Here is a 21,320-nt window from a genome sequence, read left to right on the forward strand (position 1 = left end):
GCATGTTTCGAGGCGCGGTTCAGCGGCCGTCGACGTGGCTGATGACGATGCGGGGTGCATCCAGGGGGATGATTTCGGGAACGAGCCGCTGCAGTTCCTCGACGTTCCAGTCGCCGGTGCGGGCCAGGAGTGCCAGGGCTTCCTCCCTGGACGGCGCCAGCACGGTGACGTCGGCCTGGAGGTAGTTGTCCTTGTGGATGTGCGGCTCGTCGAGCATGGACCAACTGGAAAAATGCGTGCTGTGACGCCAGACAAAAAGGTGCATGGGGCCTCCGGAAAGCAGGGACGGATGGACGGTTGCCACGGTTTTTTCACTGTACCCCGATGCGGCGGCCGCTGCAAACCCTGACTGCACGGCCGAAGACCGGGTTCGGGTTGACCTTTTCGGTCGATGGTTTATAACTGTCGCCAGCGAAGACGCCGCTGGCGTGGCGGCGACGACCGGCCGCGGTCCCGGCGGGGAGGAGGGCAGCATGGAGATACTGATCATCGGCGCCGGCGCCATGGGCGGTCTGTTCGCCACCCTGCTCGCTCCCCATGCGCGCGTCTGCCTCCTCACCACCAACGCGGACCATGCCCGCGCCATCAACGACAGGGGCCTGACCCTCACCGGCATGGACGGCGCGGTCCGGCGGACCGCCATGTCGGCATTGACCGCACCGGATGCGTACGACCGGCGGGCCGACCTGGTGCTGGTCTGCACCAAAGCCCGGTCCACCGGGGCGGCCGCTGCGACGGCCGGGCATCTTCTGTCCGGGGACGGTCTGGCGCTCACCCTGCAGAACGGCCTCGGCAACCTGGAGCGGCTGGCCGCCGCCGTAGGTGCGGACCGGGCGGCGGCGGGCGTCACCGCCCAGGCGGCCACGTTGCTGGCTCCCGGACACATCCGCCATGCCGGTTGCGGACCCACCGTGCTCGGCATCGGCCTCGGCCAGGCCGAGCGGCTGGGGGCGGTCGCCGACCTCTTCAACCGGGCGGGCATCGACACCCGCCTGGCCGACGATGTCGAGGCCCTGCTCTGGTCCAAGCTGATCGTCAACGCCGGCATCAACGCCCTCACCGCCCTCGTGCGGGTGCCCAACGGCGTGCTCGCCCAGGTGCCTGCATGCGAGGCGCTGATGGCCGAGGCCGTGGCCGAGGCCGTGGCCGTGGCCAGGGCGCTCCGCATCGATCTACCCTACGACGGGCAGGAGGAACGGGTCCGGCAGGTGTGCGCCCTGACCGCCGCCAACCGGGCCTCCATGCTCCAGGACATCCTCCGGGGCGTACCCACCGAGATCGACGCGATCAACGGCGCCATCGTCGCCAAGGGACGGGAGGTGGGTGTCCCCACCCCGGTCAACCTGCTGCTCACCCGCCTGATCAAGGCCCTGGAGGCCACCGTTTCCCATCGGATCGAACCGTTTTCCACTGTCACTTCATCCCAGGAGACCCCATGCACCAGAAAAAGCTGACCATTCCGGACATCCGCCATCGCAAAAACGGGACCCCCATCTCGGTGCTGACCGCCTACGACTATCCCTGGGGCAGGCTGGTGGATGCCGCCGGGATCGACATCGCCCTGGTGGGCGACAGCCTGGGCATGGTGGTGCTGGGCTATCCGGACACGGTTTCGGTGACCATGGAGGAAATGATCCATCACTCCAAGGCGGTGGTGCGGGGGGTCGAGCATGCCCTGGTGGTCACCGACATGCCCTTCGGCTCCTACAACAGCTCGATGCCGGCGGCCATCAACAACGCCACCCGCCTGCTCAAGGAGGGGCGGGCCGACGCGGTCAAGGTCGAGGGCGGCGTGGCCATGGCCGAGACCGTGGCGGCCATCGTCCGCGCCGGCATCCCGGTGCAGGGGCATATCGGCCTGACGCCGCAGACCGCCACCAGCCTCGGCGGTTTCAAGGTCCAGGGCAAGAGCGCCCACGCGGCCCAGCAGCTGCTCGATGACGCCCGTGCCCTGGAGGAGGCCGGCTGCTTTTCCATCGTGCTCGAAGCCATTCCCGCGCCCCTGGCCGAGCACATCACCAAGGCGATCTCCATTCCCACCATCGGCATCGGCGCCGGGCCGGGCTGCGACGGCCAGGTGCTGGTGATCCACGACCTGGTCGGCCTCTACGACCGGTTCACCCCCAAATTCGTCAAGCAGTACGCCAGGATCAACGAACAGGTGGCCGCGGCCCTGGCCCAGTACAAGACCGAGGTGGAGAGCCGCGCCTTCCCGGACGAGGCCCACAGCTTCAGCATGAAGGCCGAGGAAATGGATAAGCTGCTCCAGTTGTACTGATGGGGACGATTTACGGCGCGGGCGCGGCCCGGTCCAGGTCGCGGTAGGCGACGGCAACGAAACGCGGAGTGCAGACGGCGAGGAAGATGAGGTCGACCGTGCCGGTGTTGGCGATCCGCTGGCGGCAGCCGGGCGGGATGCGGACCGCATCTCCCGGCCGCACATCCCTGGGCGCTAGGTCGCCCACCTCCACCCGGCCGCTTCCCTCGACGATCAGGTAGCGCTCTTCGATTCCCGCAAGGCTGTGCCAGCGGGTGGTGCGGCCCGGCTCGACCCGGGCGCGGGCCACCGACACCGCCGGGTCCGCCGGGGTGTTGTGCAGTTCGATGATGAAACAACCTTCCTCGAAGTAATACTCATCCGGCATCATGATGCGGCTCTCCCCGCCGTGCAGTTGTGTCAGTCAAGGGCCAGGAACACGCCGAACAGGGCGAGCGCGGCCCCGGCGCCTTTCTCGATCCGGAAAATCCACAGACCCAGCCGGGCCTTGATCCACCTGTTGCCCACGGCCATGGCCACGCCCATGTCCCAGAACAGCACCAGTCCGGCCATCCACAGGCCGTACAGGCCGCGCAGGCCCAGGCTGGTCTGCGGCGACACCATGGCGGTGAACAGGCTGAGATAGAAAATGGCGTTCTTGGGGTTGAGCATACCCGAGAGAAAGCCCACGGTAAACTGTTGCCGCAGGCTCGCCGCATGGAGAAAAGAGGGGGAGCCGTGGCCCTCGTCCAGGGGCCGCATGGGCGCGCGCAGCAGCAGAATGCCAAGGTAGATCAGGTAGGCGGCGCCGAAAAAACGGAGGATCAGCATCAGGCCGGTCCACTGCCGCACCGTCTCCAGGCCGAGCACCGCCAGCAGCAGGTAGAGGGCGTTGGCCCCGGCGATCCCGGCGCAGACGGCAAAGGCATGGCGCAGGGGCAGGCGTAGCGCGGTCTGGAGAATCAGGAAAAAATCCGGCCCCGGACTGAGCAGGGCCAGGAAATGGGCCGAGGCGATGAGCAGGAACTCCATGAACTCCTCCGTTTTTGCCGGGGAGTATAGAGGATTTTTCCGGGCGGTTATTGGACGAAATTGACCTGGTATTCCCGCGGGGTGACCGTGGTCATGGCCTTGAAGTGGCGGTGGAAGTGGCTTTGGTCGAAGAAGCCGCACTCGAGCGCGGTCTCGGCGATGTCCCGGCCCTGGCGGAGCAGATGGCGGGCATGGTCGATCCGGCAGTTGGTGCGGTAGGCGTGGGGGGTGATGCCGGTGGCCTCCTTGAACTGGCGGATCAGGGTGCAGGCGTTGGCGCCCATCTCGGTTGCCAGGCACTCCAGAGTGAGGTCGGCAGCCAGATCGGCGGCCAGCCGGTCCCTGAGCTGCTCGACCCGCTGGCTGGCCGGCCGGGCAGGTTCGCCCGGATTGCAGGCGCGGACAAAGACGGCTTCCATTAGCTCAAGGAGTTGCTGTTCCTTGGCCAGCAACGGCCCCGGCACCATCAGGCAGGCCATGGCCGCGCGGAAGTGTTCGTACAGGCGGGTATCCTCCAGCAGCGGCCGCCGGACCGGCACGAACCGTTCCACCCGCCAGAGCGATTGCTGCACCCGCAGGCACCAATCGGTCTGGAGGTAGAGCATGAAATAGCTGCGCGGGGCAGCTGTTTCATGGTTGCAGGCGTGCAGGGTCTCGGGATTGATCAGGGCGAAGCCGCCTGGCCGCAGGCGGTGGCACTGGCCGTCGGCGCGATAGAGGATCTCGCCCTCCTCGACCGCGCCGATGCTGAAACACCGGTGCATGTGCGGCTTGAAGGTGCGGGTGCTCTGCCGGGAAAAGCGGCCCTCGGCAAAGGAAAGCCGCGGGTCGGCGAAAAAGCGTTCGTCGGCCATTTCCTTCCTTTTCGGAATCCGATACTCACCCCAGCTTCCGCTCCACGCTCTGCACCTTATCGGCCATGGTCTGGTCGCGGTCGGTGCGGGTGCCGAGCTTGATGGTGGTGGTGATGCGCGGCGCGCCCATCTCGTGCACCCGCTCGTGGCAGCGCTTGACCGCCGCCATCACCGCATCCCACTCGCCTTCGATGTTGGTGCCGTAGGCGTGCAACTGCGACTTGAGGCCGGCCTCCTGCAAGACCCGGTGGCATTCGGCCACATACTTCGAAACGGAAACGCCCACCCCCAGCGGCACCAGGCACAAATCCAGAATCACATGCATCTCTTCCTCCTCCATCCGGGGCTATCCCCGTGGTGGCAGCCGTGTTGAAACAATTGAAAAACCAGTGCGTTCTCAGACGGTTCTGATTCCCCATGCTTCGTGATCGATTTTTCCACTATGCTACAGAGACATACCGAAGACAACCGCAAATTCCACCTCCGCGGCGGCCCTTACTTGGCGGGCGGAGGCGCGGGCTTGTCCGATGCCGGTGCGGACGTCTGCGGCGGCACTGCCTGTCCCTCGGCCTTGTCCATCTGGGTGGTGAACAACGGCTTGAGTTGCCGGCCGATCTGCTGGATGAAGCCGTGCTGCCAGGCCAGTCCCAGGGCGGTGAGCAGGGCCAGCAGGATCAGCCACCGCTTCCAGGGCGTTTTCTTTTCGGCAAAGGGATCGCTCAGGGTCCGTTCGGCCCCCTTGGGCAGTTCGGCCATCTTGGTCAGGGTCGAACCGAAGGGGATGTTGATCGCGGCCCTGGCGTTGACCGCCCAGCCGTTGGCGTCGAGAATCGGCCCCAGGTTGCGCTGGCGCAGCTTGAGATAGGCGATCAGCATCGACGGTCCGGAAATGGCCAGAACGATCCCGGCCACGGCCAGCGGCATTTCCCAGAGGGGCAGGGCCAGGAAACCGCCGATGACCGTGGCGACGGCCGTGCCGATGGCGCCCAGAGCCAGGCCGATGGCGGCGAAGATGCCGGCGAACTTACCGACGTCGAAGGGTGCCGGCGCGGCTGGTGGCACGGCCGCGACCGTGGTGGCCTTGGCGCCGGCATTGGCGATGCCGGTACTGGCGCTGCTGTCCATCTCCTTGACCTTGGCGGCGGCGAATTTCTCGATCTGCTCGCCGATCATGCGGGCGATTCGTTTGTAGGGCGCCCAGAACGCCTGGGACACGGAGATGGGATGGTCGATGATCTTGACGATGGTCGCATCCCAGTCGCAGCCCTTGCGGTCGTAAAAGACGCCGTTGCGGCCGACCATCAGGTTGTCGGCGTCACCGCCGGTGAAGGCGGCGGCGATCAGCATCTGTTCGCTGCTGCCGCGGCGCCGGCAGTCGCAGTAGGCCAGATAGGTTCGGCTGAGGAGGGCCAGTTGGCTGTGCGTTTCGATGTTTTCCACCCGGACGCACAGTTCGCAAGCCCGGCCGTCGAGGTACAGGGTCCCGGCCTGGAAGATGGCCGTGGAACCCTGGGCGTAGAAATCGCGGAACGAGACGAAATTGTTGAGCAGGCGGTAGAGGTCGCGGTGCAAATGCACCAGCCGGACCACCTTGTCGATGCCCGCCACCTGTTCGGCCAGGCGAAGGTCGCGCTCCAAGAGCTGTTCCAGTTGTTCGCGGTCCGGTCCCCGGAGGATTTCCCGGATCCGTGCCAGTCCCAAAGCCTCGACCTCGGCGCCGGCCTTTTCGGCCTGCCAGGCTTCGTAGGGCGCGAAGGTGGCCTTGATCCGCTGCCATTGGTCCTCGTCCAGATGCTCGGCCTGGCCGAACAGGGGCGTGACGATCAGCCGGGCGAATTCCCCGATGGCGGCGGCCCAGGCGGGGTTGACGCCGTTGGTCAGCGGCAGGGCGCGGCCGGCCCGGATGCGCGCCAGGGGGATCCGGGCCAGCTCGGCGGAGGCGCCGTGCAGATCCTGGGCGGCCAGGGTTTCGTAGGTGGCGGGGGACGGGTTGAGCGGTGTCTCCGCCTGGGGATCGTAGGCGGCCAGGCCGCAACGGATGAAATAGTCGTCGATTTTGCCCTGCAGGGCGGCGTAGCTTCGCACGGCGGCATGGGTGGCGTCGCCGAAGGGGAGGATGGCGCCGTCGCCGGTCGCCCGGTCCCACCATTGGACATAGAGCCGGGCCGCCTCGAAGAAGGCCTCGATCCGTTCCCGGGACACGCCGGGCTTGCCGCTGCGATCCTCGTCGCTGCCCATGCAGGCCAGGATCTCCTCGATCAGGCGCGCGGTGTTCTCTTCTCCGGCGGCATGCAGCGGCACGATGCCGTCGCCGTTGAGGACCGATTCGTGCAGCAGCGAGGCGGTATCGGTCACGTCCGCCATGGAGACGCTGTCGGCCTCGGGTTTGCCGCGATAGGCCAGCAGTTGCCGGGCCGAGGCCAGGAGTCGCCGCCCTTCCGGATGGCCGGCGTCGATGGCCGCAAGGGGCAGTTCGGCCGAACCGACCAGTAAGCTGTCCGGATCGGCAAGCACCGCACAGGTCCAGTCCGCCGCCGCCAGCACCTCCTGGACGCGGACCCTGCCGTCGCCGTCGCTGTCGAGCAAAGCCAGGGTCTGGGTATCGAACTCCAGGCCGGTGACCGGGCAGCTCAGCGCTGCCCACAGTTTCTGATCCAGTTCGGCCAGGTGGCGGATATCCTCGCCGGTTTCCAGGCGGACCTGATCGAAGCCGCCCAGGCGACAAAATCGCCAGCGATGGGCGCCGGGTGTATTCCATTCCATGCGAGAGCCTCCTCGAAGGTAAAAGTAAGCCGCAAAAAAGGATGTTTTTCAGCAGGGTTACCGGATGTGGCCAAAAAATCCACCGGTTTTTCGGCGGGTCTTGCCCGCCGGCGCGGGCCGGAACGGTCAGGCCCTTGCCGCGCAAGGATTCCTGCGGGCAAGGGCCTGGCGCATTTCGAACGGGGCGCCCCACCCGGGCGAGAGGGGAAAAACGGCTTACTGGCAGCGGAGCAGGGCCACCTGCATGATGAGGGGCGTGTCAAAGACCGCGCCGGCCTTGCCCCATTCCCTGTAGCCGAGGGTCACCCACTCGCCTTGCCGCTCCCAGACTTCGTAGCCGAACTTCCAGCCGCCGCACTGCTCGGCGCAGAGGTACTCGTGGGCCGGACCGTAATAGAGAAACCGCGGGCCGTCGTCGTCCTCGCCCTGGCGGGTCTGGCCGATCAGCACCCGGTCGGCCCCCCGTGTCCTGGCCTCGGTCAGCACGGCGGCCTCCACGGCCTGGCCCGAGGATTTGGCCGGAAACTGCACCAGCGCCTCGGCGAACACCCGGCAGTTTCTGTCGACCTGGGCCGGTTGAAAGGCGACGGCGGTGGTGGCGGTGGCCGGATAGACCGGCCCGCTGTAGGCGGTCTGGTCGGGCCCGCCCAGGCCGACCAACTCCGTGACACTGTCCTTGACGCCGCAACCGGCGAGGGCGACCAGGGTGGCCGCGATCAGAAGGCAACGAACTGTTCTCGACATACATTCACTCCGCATAGATTTCGCTTGTTGTCCGGACAAGGCGGACGACCGCCTTTTTCCGGCTCGTTATGGATCGCTGTTCCCAAAAAAAGCAGGACTGCGGGAAGAAAGCAAGCAGAAAAGCGCCGCCGCCCCGGTGACGGGTCGCCGGCGGGGAGGACGGCTTTTTCCCGTCAAAAAGACGATTCCGCCCAGGCGTGTCTCCGGGGTAAGGGCGCCTCACCACTGCCTTTTCGCGAGAAGAATTGCCGGATCGGCGGGATGCGGGTAAGATGGCGCCGGGCGTCGTCCAAGGGGATGGCCGCCTCGTTTCATGGGAAAGAACAATCGCGACAACCGGTATCGGCCCGAATCATGGGGCCCGGTTGACTGAAAAAAACAGAGAGTACCAATGGCCAACGAACCGAACAAGATCATCTACTCGATGCTCAAAGTGAGCAAGAAGTACAACCAGAAGCAGATCCTGAAAGACATCTCCCTTTCCTATTTCTACGGCGCCAAGATCGGCGTGCTGGGCCTCAACGGCTCGGGCAAGAGCACCCTGCTCCGCATCCTGGCCGGCATCGACAGGGAACACGAGGGCAAGACCATCCTCTCCGAGGGCTACACCGTCGACTATCTGCCCCAGGAACCAATGCTCGATGCGGACAAGACGGTGCGCGAGATCGTCGAGGAGGGCGCCCAGGCCACGGTGGACCTGCTGAACGAGTTCAACGCCATCAACGAAAAATTCGCCGAGCCCATGGACGACGACGCCATGCAGGCCCTGATCGACCGCCAGGCCCAGGTCCAGGACAAGCTCGACGCCATCGACGCCTGGAACCTGGATTCGCGCCTGGAGATGGCCATGGACGCCCTGCGCTGCCCGCCGGCGGACATGCGCTGCGGCGTGCTCTCCGGTGGCGAGAAGCGGCGGGTGGCCCTGTGCCGCATCCTGCTGAAAAATCCCGATATTCTCCTCCTGGACGAGCCGACCAACCACCTGGACGCCGAATCGATCTCCTGGCTGGAGCAGCACTTGCAGCAGTATCCGGGCACGGTCATCGCCGTGACCCACGACCGCTACTTCCTCGACAACGTGGCCGGCTGGATTCTGGAACTGGACCGCGGCCAGGGCATCCCCTGGAAGGGTAACTATTCCTCCTGGCTGGAGCAGAAACAGAAGCGGATGGCCGTGGAGGAGAAAAAGGAAACCGAGCGCCAGCGCACCCTGGCCCGCGAGCTGGAGTGGATCCGCATGAGCCCCAAGGGCCGGCGGAGCAAGTCCAAGGCGCGCATCACCGCCTACGAAAACCTGCTCAGCCAGCAGGGCGAAAAGGCGGCGGGCGACATGGAACTCTACATCCCGCCGGGACCGCGCCTGGGCAAGCTGGTGATCGAGGCCGAGGGGCTGCGCAAGGCCTACGAGGACAAGCTGCTGCTGGACAATTTCAGCTTCTCCCTGCCTCCCGGCGGCATCGTCGGCATCATCGGCCCCAACGGCGCCGGCAAGACCACGCTGTTTCGGATGATCACCGGTCAGGAGCAGCCCGATGCGGGCACCATCCGCATCGGCGAGACGGTCAAACTGGCCTATGTCGACCAGTCGCGCGACAGCCTCAATCCGCAGCACACCATCTTCCAGGCCATCGCCGAGGGACAGGAGACCATCTGGCTCGGCACCCGCGAGGTCAACGCCCGCGCCTACGTGGCCAGGTTCAACTTCACCGGCAGCGACCAGCAGCAGAAGGTGGGCGAGATCTCCGGCGGCCAGCGCAACCGGGTCCATCTGGCGCGGATGCTCAAGGAGGGCGGCAACGTGCTTTTGCTCGACGAGCCCACCAACGACCTCGACGTCAACACCATGCGCGCCCTGGAGGAGGCCCTGGAGAACTTCGCCGGCTGCGCCGTGGTGATCAGCCACGACCGCTGGTTTCTCGACCGCATCGCCACCCACATCATGGCCTTCGAGGGCAACAGCGAAGTGGTGTGGTTCGAGGGCAACTACTCCGACTACGAACAGGATTACAGGAAGCGCAAAGGCGCCGACGCCGACCAGCCGCACCGCATCCGCTACCGCCAGCTGACCAGGGACTGATCCGTCCGCGGCAAGGCGCGGGCAGGATGGACCGGCGTGCCGGCCATCGTACTTTCTCGTGGCGGAACTCCTCGGATGTGCTTATATATCCAGCCATGATTCCTGCGGATAACGAACAGAAGAAAATCCTACAATGTGGGGAAATGGCGGGTCGGTTCGACCCTGAAGGGATGCAGCGACCATGAACAGCACGGAGAGCCGGCCGGCCACGCCTTTGCTGGTTGAGCGCAGGTTCTACACCTTCGCCGGTCCGCCGGACGAAATGACGCTGGACTGCGGCGTCCGGCTGGGGCCGATCACGCTCGCCTACGAGACGCTCGGCGAACTGAACGCCGAGCGCACCAACGCCATCCTCATCCTGCACGCCTTTTCCGGGGATTCCCATGTGGCGGGCCATCTCAGCGAGGGCGACGGGCGGCCCGGCTGGTGGGACAACATGGTCGGGCCGGGCAAGCCGGTGGACACCAACCGCTATTTCGTCATCTGCTCGAACATCCTCGGCGGCTGTGCCGGCTCCACCGGGCCCTCGTCGATCAATCCCGCCACCGGCAAACCCTATGGCCTGGCCTTTCCCATGGTCACCATCAAGGACATGGTGCGCGCCCAGAAGCACCTGATCGACCATCTCGGCATTGCCAAGCTGATGTCGCTCGTCGGCGGCTCGGTGGGGGGCATGCAGGTGCTGCGCTGGTGCGCCGACTACCCGGAGATGGTGGGCTCCGCCATTCCGCTCGCCACCACCACCCGCCATTCGGCCCAGGCCATCGCCTTCAACGAGGTGGCCCGCCAGGCGATCATGGCCGACCCGGAGTGGAACAACGGCGACTATTACGACGGCCCCGGCCCCGCGCACGGCCTGGCCGTGGCGCGGATGATCGGCCATGTCACCTATCTTTCCGATTCGGCCATGCGGGAGAAATTCGGCCGCCGCCTGCACCGCAGCGCGCTGTCCTTCGATTTCACCGGCGATTTCCAGGTGGAAAGCTACCTGCATCACCAGGGCAAGAAGTTCGTCAACCGTTTCGACGCCAACTCGCTTCTCTACATCACCAAGGCGGCCGACTATTTCGACCTGGAACGCGGCGGCGTCAACCTGCTGGTCAACGAGACCCTGGCCAACGTGCCCTTCCTGGTGGTCTCCTTCACATCCGACTGGCTCTACCCCACCTACCAGTCGCGGGACATCGTCTCGGCGCTCAAGAAAAACGGCAGCGATGTCAGCTTCTGCGAGATCGAGGCCCAGTGGGGCCACGACGCCTTTCTCCTGCCGAACAGGCGGCTGGACGGCCTGATCAGCGGTTTTCTCGACCGGGTGTACCATGAGCGCTGTCTTTAATCCGGAACTGGGCTCCATGCGCTTCGACCTCCAGGTGATCGCCTCCTGGATCGAATCGGGCTCGCGGGTGCTCGACCTGGGCTGCGGCAACGGCGATCTGCTCGACTACCTCAAGCGCCACAAACAGGTGGCCGGCACCGGCATCGAGCTTGCCGAGGAAAAGGCGGCGCGCTGCATCGAGCGCGGCCTCACCGTGCTCCAGGGCGATTTCCGCCAGGAGGTGCGCGATTATCCCGAGGGACGTTTCGACGTGGTGGTGCTCAGCCAGACCCTCCAGCAGATCCACGACCCCAAGGAACTGCTCATCGATCTGTTGTGGGTCGGCAAGCGGGTGATCGTCAGCTTTCCCAATTTCGCCCACTGGTCGGCCCGGCTGCATCTTCTGCTCACCGGCATGGCGCCGATCACCGACCAACTGCCCTACGAGTGGTACAGCACGCCGAATATCCGGGTCATTTCCATCAAGGATTTCAAACGGTTCTTGCGGCTGTTCGGGGTGCGCACCGTGCGCGAGGTGGCGATCAACACCCACCACCACGACTACAAGGGCAATATCGTGCGAACATTGAAAAACCTGCGGGCCACCTACGGCATCATGATGCTGGAGCGGGTGACATGACCCGGTGGGTTCAGGAGTTCATCATGGGTAAACAAGACGTGCTGTCCGGCAGTTGCAAGACCGAAACCGTCACCGCCGAGCGGGTGCGCAATCCGATCCCCGAGGCGGTGACCGCCCTGGCCGCCGGTTTCAAGGGCGGCCGCTGGGCCAGCCACATCGAGCCGGTGCCGATCCCCTCCAAGGAAGAGGTGATCGGCCTGGTCGAGCAGGCGCAGCGCATCCTCTTCCCCGGTTTTTTCTCGCCGGACATCCTTCGGCCGGAAAACCTGGAATACCATCTGGGGCAGCAGCTCAGCCTGTTCTACGAGCATCTGGCCAACCAGATCAGCTCGGCCATCCGCCACGACTGCTTCCGCCACAACCAGGCCTGCACCCTGTGCAATGAACGGAGCTACGAGATGGCCGCCGCCCTGATCGAGGGCCTGCCCGCGATCCGCAACCTGCTCGAGACCGACATCGAGGCCACCCTGACCGGCGATCCGGCCGCGGCCAATTCGGACGAGGTCATCTTCAGCTATCCCGGCCTGTTCGCCACCATGGTCTACCGCCTGGCCCACCGGCTGCACGAACTGGAGGTGCCGCTCATCCCCCGCATCATGAGCGAGCACGCCTACCATCGCACCGCCATCGACATCAATCCCGAGGCCACCATCGGCTCGCACTTCTTCATCGATCACGGCTCGGGCGTGGTGGTCGGCGCCACCACCACCATCGGCGACCGGGTGCGGCTCTACCAGGGCGTCACCCTGGGGGCGCTCAGCCTGCCGCGGGATGCCGGCGTCCGCCTGCGCAACGTCAAGCGCCATCCCACCATCGAGGACGACGTCATCATCTACGCCAACGCCACCATTCTCGGCGGCGAGACCGTGGTCGGGGCGCGGTCGATCATTGGCGGCAACGTCTGGCTGACCGAGTCGATCGGCCCGGATACGCGAGTCATGCTGGAACAGCCCCGGCTGGTCTATTTCGGCCGGGATGAGGGAGGAAAGTGATGTCTGCCATCTGTGACGATTTTTCCAGGGCCATCGGCAACACGCCGCTGGTTCATCTGCAACGGATGGCCAGCAGTGTCGAGTTGCTGGCCAAGATCGAATCCATGAACCCGCTGGGCAGCGTCAAGGACCGGGTGGCCGTGGCCATGGTGGACGATGCCGAAGAGCGCGGCGTGCTTGCGCCGGGCGGAACCATCGTCGAGCCGACCAGCGGCAACACCGGCATTGGCCTGGCCTTTGTCAGCGCCAGCCGGGGGTACAAGCTGATCCTCACCATGCCGGAGAGCATGAGCATCGAGCGGCGCAAGCTGCTCGCCCATCTGGGCGCCGAGCTGGTGCTGACCCCGGCGGCCGAGGGAATGAAGGGCGCGGTGGCCAGGGCCAGGGAGATTTGCGGGCAGACGTCCGGCTCCTGGATGCCGGATCAGTTCGCCAATCCGGCCAACCCGGCCATGCACCGGCGCACCACCGGGCCGGAGATCTGGGGGCAGTGCGACGGCCGGGTCGATGCGTTCGTCGCCGGGGTCGGCACCGGCGGCACCGTCAGCGGCGCGGGCGGTTTCCTCAAGGAGCGCAATCCGGCCCTGCACGTGGTGGCCGTGGAACCATCGGCCTCGCCGGTCCTTTCCGGCGGCGCGCCCGGCCCGCACAAGATCCAGGGCATCGGCGCCGGTTTCGTCCCGGACAACCTCGACCGCGCGCTGCTCGACGAAATCATGACCGTGGACAACGAGGAGGCCATCCTGCAGGCGCGCAACCTGGCGCGGACCGAGGGCATCCTCTGCGGCATCTCCGGCGGCGCAGCCCTGGCCTGCGCTCTGCGGCTGGCGGTGCGAACGGAATTCCAGGGCAAGCGGATCGTGGTCATTTTGCCCGACACCGGCGAGCGCTATCTGAGCACGGAGCTGATGGAGCCCTAGATCGGCGGGGAAGAGGGCGGCAGATTCCTTGTCGAACCAGGGACAGGGCTCCAAACAACCAGCAGACAAATGAACCAACAATGTAACGGGTTAAAAATATGGGAACAATTATTTCGCTGAATATCAGCCGGGCAAAGGGCGTCAACAAGGAGCCGGTGGACTCCATCGAAGTCAGGGTCGACCACGGCATGGTCGGCGATGCCCACGCCGGCAACTGGCACCGTCAGATCAGCCTGCTGGCCGAGGAGTCGATCGACTTCATGCGCAACAAGGGGCTGGAACTCGATCCCGGCGCCTTTGCCGAGAACATCACCACCGAGGGACTCGATCTGGTCAGCCTGCCGATCGGCACCCGGTTGAGCAACGGCCAGGTGGTGCTGGAGGTGACCCAGATCGGCAAGAAATGCCATCAGGGCTGTGCCATCTTCAAGCAGGTGGGCGACTGCATCATGCCGCGCGAGGGCATCTTCACCAAGGTGATCGTGCCCGGCACCCTCCGCCGGGGCGACAGCCTGGACGTCATGCCGTGAGCGCTGCCGCCGGCTGTCGGCGCTGCGGCACCTGCTGCCGCCAGGGCGGCCCGGCCCTGCACGGTCCGGATCTGCACCTGATCCGTTCCGGCTGGCTGCGTCCGGACGATCTGGTCACGGTCCGGCGGGGCGAGTTGGCCGTTCAGCCCCTGGCCGAGGGGCCGGAACCGGTTGCCCGTGAATTCCTCAAACTGGCGGGACAGGGCGGCACCTGGTGCTGCCTGTTTTACGACGAGACCATCAGGGGATGCCGCCGCTACGACCATCGACCCATGGCCTGCGGGCTGCTCGACTGCACGGATACCGGGCCGCTCTTGGCCATCGCCGGCCAGGACCTGCTGACCCGGTTCGACTGCCTGGAACCGGACGATCCCCTGCTGCCGCTCATGCGGGAGCACGAGCAGGCCTGCCCCTGCCCCGATCTGGCAACGGTTCGCCGCGACCTGCAGCAGCCCGACACGGTCCGGGCCCTGCTGGCCGAACTGGAAGCCGCCGTGGCTGGCGATCTCCTCTTCCGGGAGCAGGCCGCCTCCCGCTTTGGACTCTCCCTGGGCCGGGAACTGTTCGCCTTCGGCCGGCCGCTGTTTCAGCTTCTCCCCGGCCTGGGCATCCGGGTCGGCGCCAGCCCTGCGGGCATCCGCCTCTCGCTCGCCGCCCGGTAATCCGCCGCGCGGCCGACGGGCATCTTTCATTGACGCCCTGAACAAAAGCATTTAGAGTGCCGCACTCTTCCCTTTCCCCTTTCATCCGCCGAGGCCCGCCGTCATGAGTGATTTCGACATCAGAGGAATGCTGTTTGCCTTCGACCAATTGAGCGACACCTACCTGCGCGGCGAGGTCGAGGAGGCCCTGAACCATCGGCAGGAGCTGGTGCCGCACCTGATCAAGATCGTCGAGACCGTGGCCGACAATCCGCTGCTCTGTTCCCTGGAGCAACGGAACGCCCATGTGTACGCTGCCGCCCTGCTCGCGCACTTCGAGGAACCGGCCGCCCATCGGCCGCTCATCCGCGCCTTTTCCGTCCCGGAAGAGCAGTTGATCGACCTCTGGGGCGACATGACCACCGAGACCCTGCCCACCATCCTGTACCGCACCTGCGGCGGCTCGATGACGGCGATGAGGGAGCTGGTCACCAACCGCGCCGTCGACCAGTACGTGCGCTGCGCCGCCATGGAGGCCCTGTCCTATGTGGTCGCCTTCGACCCTTCCCGCCGGGACGAGGTGGTCGGCTTTTTCCAGGGGCTTTTCACCGGCGAGGAGGCGGACCGCGAATCCTATTACTGGGGCAATCTGGCGGCGACCCTCTGCGACCTGCATCCCGGCGAGTCGATGGCCATTCTGCGCCGGGCCAACGAGGCGGGCCTCATCCACAAGGGCTTCATTTCCATGGACGATATCGAGACGGCCAACGCCAAAAGTCCAGAGGCAGCCATGGAACGCCTGCGCTCCTGGGTTGTTTCACGGATGCCCGTCGATGTCCATGCCTACATCTCCTGGTTCGCCGAATTCCACCAGGAAGAGTTGGAGGCGCCGATACAGACCCCTACGGACAAGGCGAAGAAAAAAACAAGCAAAGCCAACCACAAAGCCGAGAAGAAATCCCGCAAGAAAAACCGGAATTAGGGGGGCGTCGGTCGGGCCGGTTGGCGGAACACGAGGACAGGACAGGTTTGCGCGGACCGTACAGGCCACGGTAGCCAGCTTTCGCTGGATCTATTCCGAATCATATCAGTTTTCCAACGATATAGCCGATGACGATGCCGATGATGAGCGCGATGGTCACGCCCCGATAGGTGAGCACGTCTTTTGAATAACCCCGCCGAATGGCGACATAGGCGACCAGATACCCGACCGCGTTCAGCAGCCAGATAAAGCCGAAGGAAAGGATCTTGACGATGAGTGGCCCGACGAAGGGCACCACGGCGATAATGCCGAGCAGCCAGGCAAAGGCGTTGGACAGCAGGCCGATCAGGAAGACGCCGCCGGCTATGACGTGGTTGTCGATGTTGAAACGGATGCCAAGCCAGATGAAGGCGGCGATGATGCCCCAGATCGGCAGCATGACCTTCCAGTTCTTCCACCAAGCCGGGGCCGATCCATCCGGTCCGTTCCCTGTATTCCGAACGGGCGATTTGTTTGGAGCTGTTTCCATGCCGATCCTGTTCAGCAAGCGGCCCGGCCGCCAAGGCGACCGGGTGGCGGTTTTGTGCGGATGCCGGTGCCCCGCGCTATTGTTGGCGAGACAGCGGCACCGGAATGCCGAAACGTCGCGATGGGCAACCGGGACGGATCAAGCCGGGATGCACACAAAAACGGCAATCAATGTCTTCGGTGAAGCATTGATCGCCGTTGCCGGGGGACGGGAAAAAGTCCTACGGGTGTTTGTGCGATTGTATGCGTGTCGAAATAAATTTATTTGTAAAGACACTCTTCGGTCGGCGCGAATGGTCTGCCCGGGCCGTCGACATCATTTTTGCTCGTTGCCAATAAAACGATATATTGCCGCACCAAGCAGGGCGCCGACGATCGGCGCTATCCAGAAAAGCCAGAGTTGCCCAATCGCCCAATCGCCCACGAACACCGCCACGCCGGTGCTGCGCGCGGGATTCACGGAAGTGTTCGTGACCGGGATGCTGATCAGGTGGATGAGCGTCAGGCACAGTCCGATGGCGATCGGGGCCAAACCTTGCGGCGCCCGTGTGTCGGTGGCACCGAGAATGACAAGCAAAAACATCGCGGTCATGACCACTTCGGATGTCAATGCGGCCACCAGGCCATACCCACCCGGCGAATGAGCGCCATAACCGTTTGAAGCAAAACCGGCTGCCACGTCAAAACCCGGCTTGCCACTGGCAATGAGGTACAGAATGCCGCCGGCCGCGATGCCTCCCACGACCTGAGCGATACTATAGGGGATTATTTCTTTTGCCGGAAACCGGCCTCCGGCCCAGAGGCCAATCGAAACGGCCGGATTGAGATGGCAGCCGGAGATGTGGCCGATGGCGAAGGCCATGGTCAGCACGGTCAGGCCGAATGCCAGCGAGACGCCCAACAACCCGATGCCGACATTCGGAAAAGCCGCGGATAACACCGCGCTGCCGCATCCACCAAGTACCAGCCAAAACGTGCCAAAGAATTCCGCGGCATACTTTTTCATAACTTCCTCCTTGTGTATTGTGATGGTGACGTCAGGTGGCCTTACTGCAACGGTTCGGAAGCATCATTTTGTGTACTGTGCTGCTTTTTGAGAGGGATTGCCAGCGTTAAATCGTCCTTTGCCGGCTCTTCCCCGCTGCCGGGGTTCCGCATTCCGGTTCAAGAGGAACGGGCGGGGCAACCCATCGGCAGAAAGAAGTTCCCTGTTGTTCCGCCACGTCGGGTGCCGGCGGCAAGGCGTTCAGTTACATGCCGTGCCACCATGCCATCACCCCGGACCAGATTTGGTATCCGCCAAGAAGGGCCAGCGCGATCCCGGAGAGTCCGAACAGACGCCGCGTCACTTTCGTCCCGAATTGTTCCACGCCGGCACAGAGCAAAAGTATACCCGCCAAGCTGATGACCATGGTCACATAAAAACCGGCCAGGAGCCCCACTCCCTTTACCGGTGCGTCCCGCCAGCCCGCGAGCAAGAGCGGCCCCATGACCAGGCTCCAATACACGTACGGTCCCGGATTCAACACATTGACCAGCGCGGCGCGCAAGACGCCCTGTCGTGCCGGCGGTTCCGGCGCCCATGATCCGTCATCGGCATGCCGATATGCGTGCAGCACGCCGAAGGCCAGATACAAGACGAAGAGGCCTCCGACAAAACGCAGGATCTGGAGCCACCACGCCGGCATTTGATGCAATGTCGACACCACCAAGGCAATGATCGGACCATCGCTCAACAATGGCGCGAAGACGGCGGGCAGGGTGTGCCGCCATCCATTGCGCAAGGTTCGGGTGATCAGATAGGTTTGAAAAGGACCGGGTTGGAGTGCGGCGGCAAAACCGTAGACCGCGCCCCATGCCACATGGATCAACATGCTGCTATCGAGGAGATTTTGAGATCTTGCCGATATGGATGCGCTGTCCCGGTCGCCAGGACAGGCTCGCGACGGAAGCCTTTCCGTCGCCTTCCTGGCCCGCACCGTTCATGATGTCTGTTGCGGGAAGCGGCTTTCCCTTTGATGCCGATCACGCACTCGGAGTGCTCTTGGCTGTTTTTTGTATTGTATGGTGCTGTCGTATCGGCAGGATATTTTCATTGCCCAACAATACTCCAAAACCTTGATCCAGGCAATGAGGGCTCTTCTGTCCTGGCGGTGCCCGCCCGGACTGTAGGATCCCTATCCAGGCGCATCGTCCGGACGACCGGCGAGTTTTTTATTGGATTGCACCCATGGAAGGCAGAAGGACGGCACAAAAACAAAACCCCTTTGCCGCGGAAAAGAGGGGAAAGCACGGCAAAGGGGCCAGGAGACAGCCACCTGATGTGGGGAGATGCTTTCATAATAAAAGCACTTTTTTTAAAAGGCAAGATGAAAATAAATATTTTTTATTTTTATAATCATTTTTTTTTATCAAAGAGGACGGCCTTGACGCGTCGAAGAGGAGGTCCGAAAATCCTTTCCTCGAAAGGCGGGCGTTTAGCCTGCGACACAGAGGCAACAAAGAGTGGCTGGCAAGAAAAGCGAGAAAAAGAAATCTCCTTTGCCGTGAAGGAGAAAAGAAAAAAGGGGGGAAACACGGCAAAGGAGAACGGGAGAGGGGCTGTAACAACCCCGTTTCTATATTAGGTCAACCGAATAAGTGAAGCAAGCATTGAATGTAAAAAATAGCGGTTGATCGTTTTTTTGCAGAACTGCCGTACCGTTCATGGAAAACGGTGGTGAGCGAACCGGTCCCGGTTCCGTTGAGGAAGGGAGGGAATCATCCCTGCAGAAGTCGATTTTCAGCTTGAGACCGGCTGGAACCGATTTCCCGGCGGGGTAAAGGGAACCGAGCCCTCAGGGGAGAAATGAGAAAAATGCGGCGCAGAAAATGAACACCTTCTTCTTCCGCCAATACCTGCACCGAAGAACATGGTGCTGTTTTCCCGGAATCATTCCATGTTCACTGGTGTGAAAGGGAGCATCAGGGGAACCAACGCCACGGTCACGAGCATGACCAGCAGGGCCAGGGGCACACCGATACGGACGAAGTCGAAAAAGGAATACCGGCCTGGCCCGACGACCAAGGTGTTCACCGGCGAGGAAACCGGAGTCATGAAGGCCGCTGAGGCTGCCAGGGCCACGGTCATGCAGAAAGGATAGGGCGAGACGTTCATCTCTCCGGCCACGGCCAGGGCGAGTGGGGTCATCAGAACGGCTGTCGCCGTATTGGAGATGAACAGACCGAGGAGGGCGGTAACGGAAAAGAGCGCGGCGAGCATGATGCGCGGATCCAGGCCGCCCAGCCTGCCCAAAATACCCGCTGCCAGCTCGATGCCGCCAGTACGCTCCAGGGCGAGCGAAAAGGGGAGCATACCGACGATGAGGATCAAGCTCTGCCAGTGGATGGAACGATAGGCGCTGCTCATGTCTATGCACTTGCAGAGACCGAGCATCAGGCAGCCAATCAGCGCGGCCTGCACATTGGGAATGACACCCCAAACCATGAGGCCCACCACGAGCGCCAGAATGCCTAAGGCAAATGGTGCCTTCGCATGGACCGGCACCGCGTTTTCCAACTCCAGCGGCATGTTCATGACGATCAGATCCCGATGATCGCTTTGGTGGACCTTGCGGATGGCATGCCAGGAGCCGCCCACCAGCACGACATCCCCCACTGCAAATTTCGCTTCCCGGATGAGGTCCGCCCATGCCTGCTGATTGCGCTTGAGGCCGATGACCGCCAGATCGTATTCGGTCCTGAAGCCCGATTCGAGTACGGTTTTGCCGATAAGCTTGGAGTTCGGCGGGATGATGAGCTCCGCCATCCCTATCGAGTGGGAAATATCCGAGAGATAGGCATCGGGAAACGGTAACTCCAGGAGATGGTTTTCCCGGCAGAGGGCATTGATGTCAATCTTCGGATTGTTGGTGCTGACAAAGAGGACATCCTGGGCTTCCAGCACGGTATCGGCTTGAGGACTGAGTATGCTGGTGCTGAAATGTCGTCGCCGCTCGATGGAAACGATGTGCAGGCTGCAACGGGAGCGCAGGTTGAGTTCCGCGATGGTCCGTCCGATCCAAGGCGAGCCACTTTGGAGAGCCAAGCGGAAACCTCGCTGTTTGAGCTGATATTCCTTGATCCAGGTGGAAAAACGGGGCCTGGAGGCGGCTGGGTTCGCCAGTGTTTCTTTGGAGCAGAGCCAATGCCGGGCAACAAACATATAGAGAATGGCGATTAGAAGAATGGGCACGCCAAAAGGTGTGAAGGCGAAAAAACCGAAACCTTCGAATCCGTGGCGCGTCAGTTCGGCGTTGACCACCAGATTGGGGGCAGTGGCCACCAGGGTCATCATCCCGCTGATCAGGGCCGCAATGCTGAGCGGCATCATGAGACGGCCGGGCGCAATACTCAGATTGAAGGCAATGCGCACAACGACCGGAATGAAAATGGCAACCACGCCGGTGGAACTCATGAAGGCGCCGACGCCGGCCACAATGCCCATGAGCAGAAGGATGAGGCGAGTTTCGCTTTTGCCCGCTCGGCGAACCAGCACATTGCCGAGCTGCTGCGCCACTCCTGTGCGCACCAGTCCCTCGCCGATGACAAAGAGGGCGGCGATGAGCACGATGTTGGCATCGGCCAGCCCTGCCAGTGCTTCAGGCACGGTGATGATGCCGGTCATGGGCAGGAGAATCATCATCAACAGCGCCACTGCATCCATAGGCGGCCGGTTGACTGTAAACATGACGATGGTGGCACAGAGAAGGCCGAGAACGATAAGTAGATCGCTATTCATCACGCGAGGTCCTCCCTTATTTGAAACGAATGGATTGCGTGGGCCCGGAAAGGCAATTGCATCAGTGGCTTTTTTGCAGTTCAGCATCCGTTTTTCGAACATGATGCAAAACTGATGCAGAGTTGTCTTCCATTCTTTGCTTTTTCCCGAACCGTTGAATCCTTGAATCTGTGGTGGGTATCGTCTGCTGCGGGGAAAACGTTCAGAACAAAAATCCCCCAAGACAGAAACAGGGGGTTAGCTCTGCTGAGCTAACCCCCTGTAT

Annotated in this window: 22 protein-coding genes; 11 read left to right on the forward strand and 11 right to left on the reverse strand. The window is 63.3% G+C overall.

The genetic code is table 11. The annotated features are described in order from the left end of the window. Positions 1-19 precede the first annotated feature (19 nt). Positions 20-265: a hypothetical protein gene (locus Q362_RS0100625; RefSeq protein WP_028317082.1), complete on the reverse strand. Its 246-nt coding sequence runs from the start codon at positions 263-265 to the stop codon at positions 20-22. Positions 266-473: 208 nt separating this feature from the next. Between Q362_RS0100625 and Q362_RS0100630 the strand changes: the two genes are divergently transcribed. Both Q362_RS0100630 and panB read left to right on the forward strand, forming a co-directional pair. Continuing rightward, positions 474-1,454, forward strand: a complete 981-nt coding sequence (locus Q362_RS0100630) for a ketopantoate reductase family protein (protein ID WP_028317083.1) — start codon at positions 474-476, stop codon at positions 1,452-1,454. Continuing rightward, entirely contained in the window at positions 1,436-2,278 is an 843-nt protein-coding gene (gene panB, locus Q362_RS0100635) for a 3-methyl-2-oxobutanoate hydroxymethyltransferase (RefSeq protein ID WP_028317084.1), read from the forward strand. Before Q362_RS0100630 ends, panB begins: the two co-directional genes overlap by 19 nt. 10 nt (positions 2,279-2,288) lie before the next feature. Here the strand turns inward: panB and Q362_RS0100640 are convergent, their stop codons facing one another. The 6 genes from Q362_RS0100640 to Q362_RS0100665 all read right to left on the reverse strand — a co-directional run bounded on the left by Q362_RS0100640 (position 2,289) and on the right by Q362_RS0100665 (position 7,650). Then, positions 2,289-2,648: a cupin domain-containing protein gene (locus Q362_RS0100640; RefSeq protein ID WP_028317085.1), complete on the reverse strand. Its 360-nt coding sequence runs from the start codon at positions 2,646-2,648 to the stop codon at positions 2,289-2,291. 29 nt (positions 2,649-2,677) lie between these two features. Further along, positions 2,678-3,289 (reverse strand): LysE family translocator, encoded by a 612-nt coding sequence (locus Q362_RS0100645; protein ID WP_028317086.1) that lies wholly within the window; start codon positions 3,287-3,289, stop codon positions 2,678-2,680. 47 nt (positions 3,290-3,336) lie between these two features. Continuing rightward, positions 3,337-4,143, reverse strand: coding sequence for an AraC family transcriptional regulator (locus tag Q362_RS0100650; protein WP_028317087.1), 807 nt, complete (start codon positions 4,141-4,143; stop codon positions 3,337-3,339). A 25-nt stretch (positions 4,144-4,168) separates the two neighbouring features. Continuing rightward, on the reverse strand, positions 4,169-4,468 hold the full coding sequence (locus tag Q362_RS0100655; protein ID WP_028317088.1) for an MTH1187 family thiamine-binding protein: 300 nt from the start codon (positions 4,466-4,468) through the stop codon (positions 4,169-4,171). A gap of 170 nt (positions 4,469-4,638) precedes the next feature. Next, on the reverse strand, positions 4,639-6,906 hold the full coding sequence (locus tag Q362_RS0100660) for a phage holin family protein (RefSeq protein WP_028317089.1): 2,268 nt from the start codon (positions 6,904-6,906) through the stop codon (positions 4,639-4,641). Positions 6,907-7,122: 216 nt separating this feature from the next. Then, entirely contained in the window at positions 7,123-7,650 is a 528-nt protein-coding gene (locus tag Q362_RS0100665) for an LptM family lipoprotein (protein ID WP_028317090.1), read from the reverse strand. Between the two features lie 391 nt (positions 7,651-8,041). Here Q362_RS0100665 and ettA point away from each other — a divergent pair, with 391 nt between their 5' ends. The 8 genes from ettA (at position 8,042) to Q362_RS0100705 (ending at position 15,747) form a co-directional block, all read left to right on the forward strand. Further along, entirely contained in the window at positions 8,042-9,727 is a 1,686-nt protein-coding gene (gene ettA, locus Q362_RS0100670) for an energy-dependent translational throttle protein EttA (protein WP_028317091.1), read from the forward strand. 181 nt (positions 9,728-9,908) lie between these two features. Next, positions 9,909-11,063, forward strand: a complete 1,155-nt coding sequence (metX, locus tag Q362_RS0100675; protein WP_028317092.1) for a homoserine O-acetyltransferase MetX — start codon at positions 9,909-9,911, stop codon at positions 11,061-11,063. Continuing rightward, a complete protein-coding gene (metW, locus tag Q362_RS0100680) occupies positions 11,047-11,682 on the forward strand; it encodes a methionine biosynthesis protein MetW (protein ID WP_028317093.1) in 636 nt (211 codons plus the stop codon). Before metX ends, metW begins: the two co-directional genes overlap by 17 nt. A gap of 23 nt (positions 11,683-11,705) precedes the next feature. Further along, positions 11,706-12,674, forward strand: a complete 969-nt coding sequence (locus Q362_RS0100685) for a serine O-acetyltransferase (RefSeq protein ID WP_035215173.1) — start codon at positions 11,706-11,708, stop codon at positions 12,672-12,674. Next, entirely contained in the window at positions 12,674-13,594 is a 921-nt protein-coding gene (gene cysK / locus Q362_RS0100690) for a cysteine synthase A (RefSeq protein WP_028317095.1), read from the forward strand. Before Q362_RS0100685 ends, cysK begins: the two co-directional genes overlap by 1 nt. Positions 13,595-13,692: 98 nt before the next feature. Further along, entirely contained in the window at positions 13,693-14,124 is a 432-nt protein-coding gene (locus Q362_RS0100695) for an MOSC domain-containing protein (protein WP_028317096.1), read from the forward strand. Next, on the forward strand, positions 14,121-14,786 hold the full coding sequence (locus tag Q362_RS21810; protein ID WP_051553412.1) for a YkgJ family cysteine cluster protein: 666 nt from the start codon (positions 14,121-14,123) through the stop codon (positions 14,784-14,786). Before Q362_RS0100695 ends, Q362_RS21810 begins: the two co-directional genes overlap by 4 nt. Before the next feature lie 103 nt (positions 14,787-14,889). Continuing rightward, complete coding sequence (locus Q362_RS0100705; protein ID WP_084312107.1) at positions 14,890-15,747, forward strand: DUF1186 domain-containing protein; 858 nt, start codon at positions 14,890-14,892, stop codon at positions 15,745-15,747. Positions 15,748-15,847: 100 nt separating this feature from the next. Here Q362_RS0100705 and Q362_RS0100710 read toward each other — a convergent pair whose 3' ends face one another. From Q362_RS0100710 to Q362_RS0100720, 3 genes are all read right to left on the reverse strand, one after another. Continuing rightward, the gene (locus Q362_RS0100710; protein ID WP_211248421.1) at positions 15,848-16,186 is read right to left on the reverse strand and encodes a hypothetical protein; all 339 of its coding nucleotides are present in this window, start codon (positions 16,184-16,186) and stop codon (positions 15,848-15,850) included. Between the two features lie 405 nt (positions 16,187-16,591). Then, positions 16,592-17,299 carry an aquaporin Z gene (gene aqpZ / locus Q362_RS0100715; protein WP_342670219.1) on the reverse strand — a complete coding sequence of 236 codons (708 nt, stop codon included), beginning with the start codon at positions 17,297-17,299 and terminating at the stop codon, positions 16,592-16,594. Between the two features lie 226 nt (positions 17,300-17,525). Further along, entirely contained in the window at positions 17,526-18,149 is a 624-nt protein-coding gene (locus Q362_RS0100720; protein WP_028317100.1) for a LysE family translocator, read from the reverse strand. A gap of 144 nt (positions 18,150-18,293) precedes the next feature. Between Q362_RS0100720 and Q362_RS23320 the strand changes: the two genes are divergently transcribed. Beyond that, positions 18,294-18,902, forward strand: a complete 609-nt coding sequence (locus tag Q362_RS23320; RefSeq protein WP_157469767.1) for a hypothetical protein — start codon at positions 18,294-18,296, stop codon at positions 18,900-18,902. 305 nt (positions 18,903-19,207) lie between these two features. Here Q362_RS23320 and Q362_RS0100725 read toward each other — a convergent pair whose 3' ends face one another. Next, on the reverse strand, positions 19,208-21,055 hold the full coding sequence (locus Q362_RS0100725; RefSeq protein ID WP_028317101.1) for an SLC13 family permease: 1,848 nt from the start codon (positions 21,053-21,055) through the stop codon (positions 19,208-19,210). Positions 21,056-21,320: the final 265 nt, after the last annotated feature.

The organism is Desulfobulbus elongatus DSM 2908 (assembly GCF_000621145.1).
GTDB classification, from domain to species: domain Bacteria; phylum Desulfobacterota; class Desulfobulbia; order Desulfobulbales; family Desulfobulbaceae; genus Desulfobulbus; species Desulfobulbus elongatus.

What these genes read in the sequence shown, in the direction of transcription:
- Q362_RS0100725 (WP_028317101.1), bottom strand. Translation starts at nt 21,055, where the DNA reads ATGAATAGCGATCTACTTATCGTTCTCGGCCTTCTCTGTGCCACCATC.
- panB (WP_028317084.1), top strand. Translation starts at nt 1,436, where the DNA reads ATGCACCAGAAAAAGCTGACCATTCCGGACATCCGCCATCGCAAAAAC.
- Q362_RS0100685 (WP_035215173.1), top strand. Translation starts at nt 11,706, where the DNA reads ATGGGTAAACAAGACGTGCTGTCCGGCAGTTGCAAGACCGAAACCGTC.
- metX (WP_028317092.1), top strand. Translation starts at nt 9,909, where the DNA reads ATGAACAGCACGGAGAGCCGGCCGGCCACGCCTTTGCTGGTTGAGCGC.
- Q362_RS0100650 (WP_028317087.1), bottom strand. Translation starts at nt 4,143, where the DNA reads ATGGCCGACGAACGCTTTTTCGCCGACCCGCGGCTTTCCTTTGCCGAG.
- Q362_RS0100630 (WP_028317083.1), top strand. Translation starts at nt 474, where the DNA reads ATGGAGATACTGATCATCGGCGCCGGCGCCATGGGCGGTCTGTTCGCC.
- metW (WP_028317093.1), top strand. Translation starts at nt 11,047, where the DNA reads ATGAGCGCTGTCTTTAATCCGGAACTGGGCTCCATGCGCTTCGACCTC.
- cysK (WP_028317095.1), top strand. Translation starts at nt 12,674, where the DNA reads ATGTCTGCCATCTGTGACGATTTTTCCAGGGCCATCGGCAACACGCCG.
- Q362_RS0100655 (WP_028317088.1), bottom strand. Translation starts at nt 4,468, where the DNA reads ATGCATGTGATTCTGGATTTGTGCCTGGTGCCGCTGGGGGTGGGCGTT.
- Q362_RS0100640 (WP_028317085.1), bottom strand. Translation starts at nt 2,648, where the DNA reads ATGATGCCGGATGAGTATTACTTCGAGGAAGGTTGTTTCATCATCGAA.
- Q362_RS0100660 (WP_028317089.1), bottom strand. Translation starts at nt 6,906, where the DNA reads ATGGAATGGAATACACCCGGCGCCCATCGCTGGCGATTTTGTCGCCTG.
- Q362_RS23320 (WP_157469767.1), top strand. Translation starts at nt 18,294, where the DNA reads ATGCCGATCACGCACTCGGAGTGCTCTTGGCTGTTTTTTGTATTGTAT.
- Q362_RS0100665 (WP_028317090.1), bottom strand. Translation starts at nt 7,650, where the DNA reads ATGTCGAGAACAGTTCGTTGCCTTCTGATCGCGGCCACCCTGGTCGCC.
- Q362_RS0100705 (WP_084312107.1), top strand. Translation starts at nt 14,890, where the DNA reads ATGAGTGATTTCGACATCAGAGGAATGCTGTTTGCCTTCGACCAATTG.
- Q362_RS0100710 (WP_211248421.1), bottom strand. Translation starts at nt 16,186, where the DNA reads ATGCTGCCGATCTGGGGCATCATCGCCGCCTTCATCTGGCTTGGCATC.
- Q362_RS0100645 (WP_028317086.1), bottom strand. Translation starts at nt 3,289, where the DNA reads ATGGAGTTCCTGCTCATCGCCTCGGCCCATTTCCTGGCCCTGCTCAGT.
- Q362_RS0100625 (WP_028317082.1), bottom strand. Translation starts at nt 265, where the DNA reads ATGCACCTTTTTGTCTGGCGTCACAGCACGCATTTTTCCAGTTGGTCC.
- Q362_RS0100720 (WP_028317100.1), bottom strand. Translation starts at nt 18,149, where the DNA reads ATGTTGATCCATGTGGCATGGGGCGCGGTCTACGGTTTTGCCGCCGCA.
- Q362_RS0100695 (WP_028317096.1), top strand. Translation starts at nt 13,693, where the DNA reads ATGGGAACAATTATTTCGCTGAATATCAGCCGGGCAAAGGGCGTCAAC.
- ettA (WP_028317091.1), top strand. Translation starts at nt 8,042, where the DNA reads ATGGCCAACGAACCGAACAAGATCATCTACTCGATGCTCAAAGTGAGC.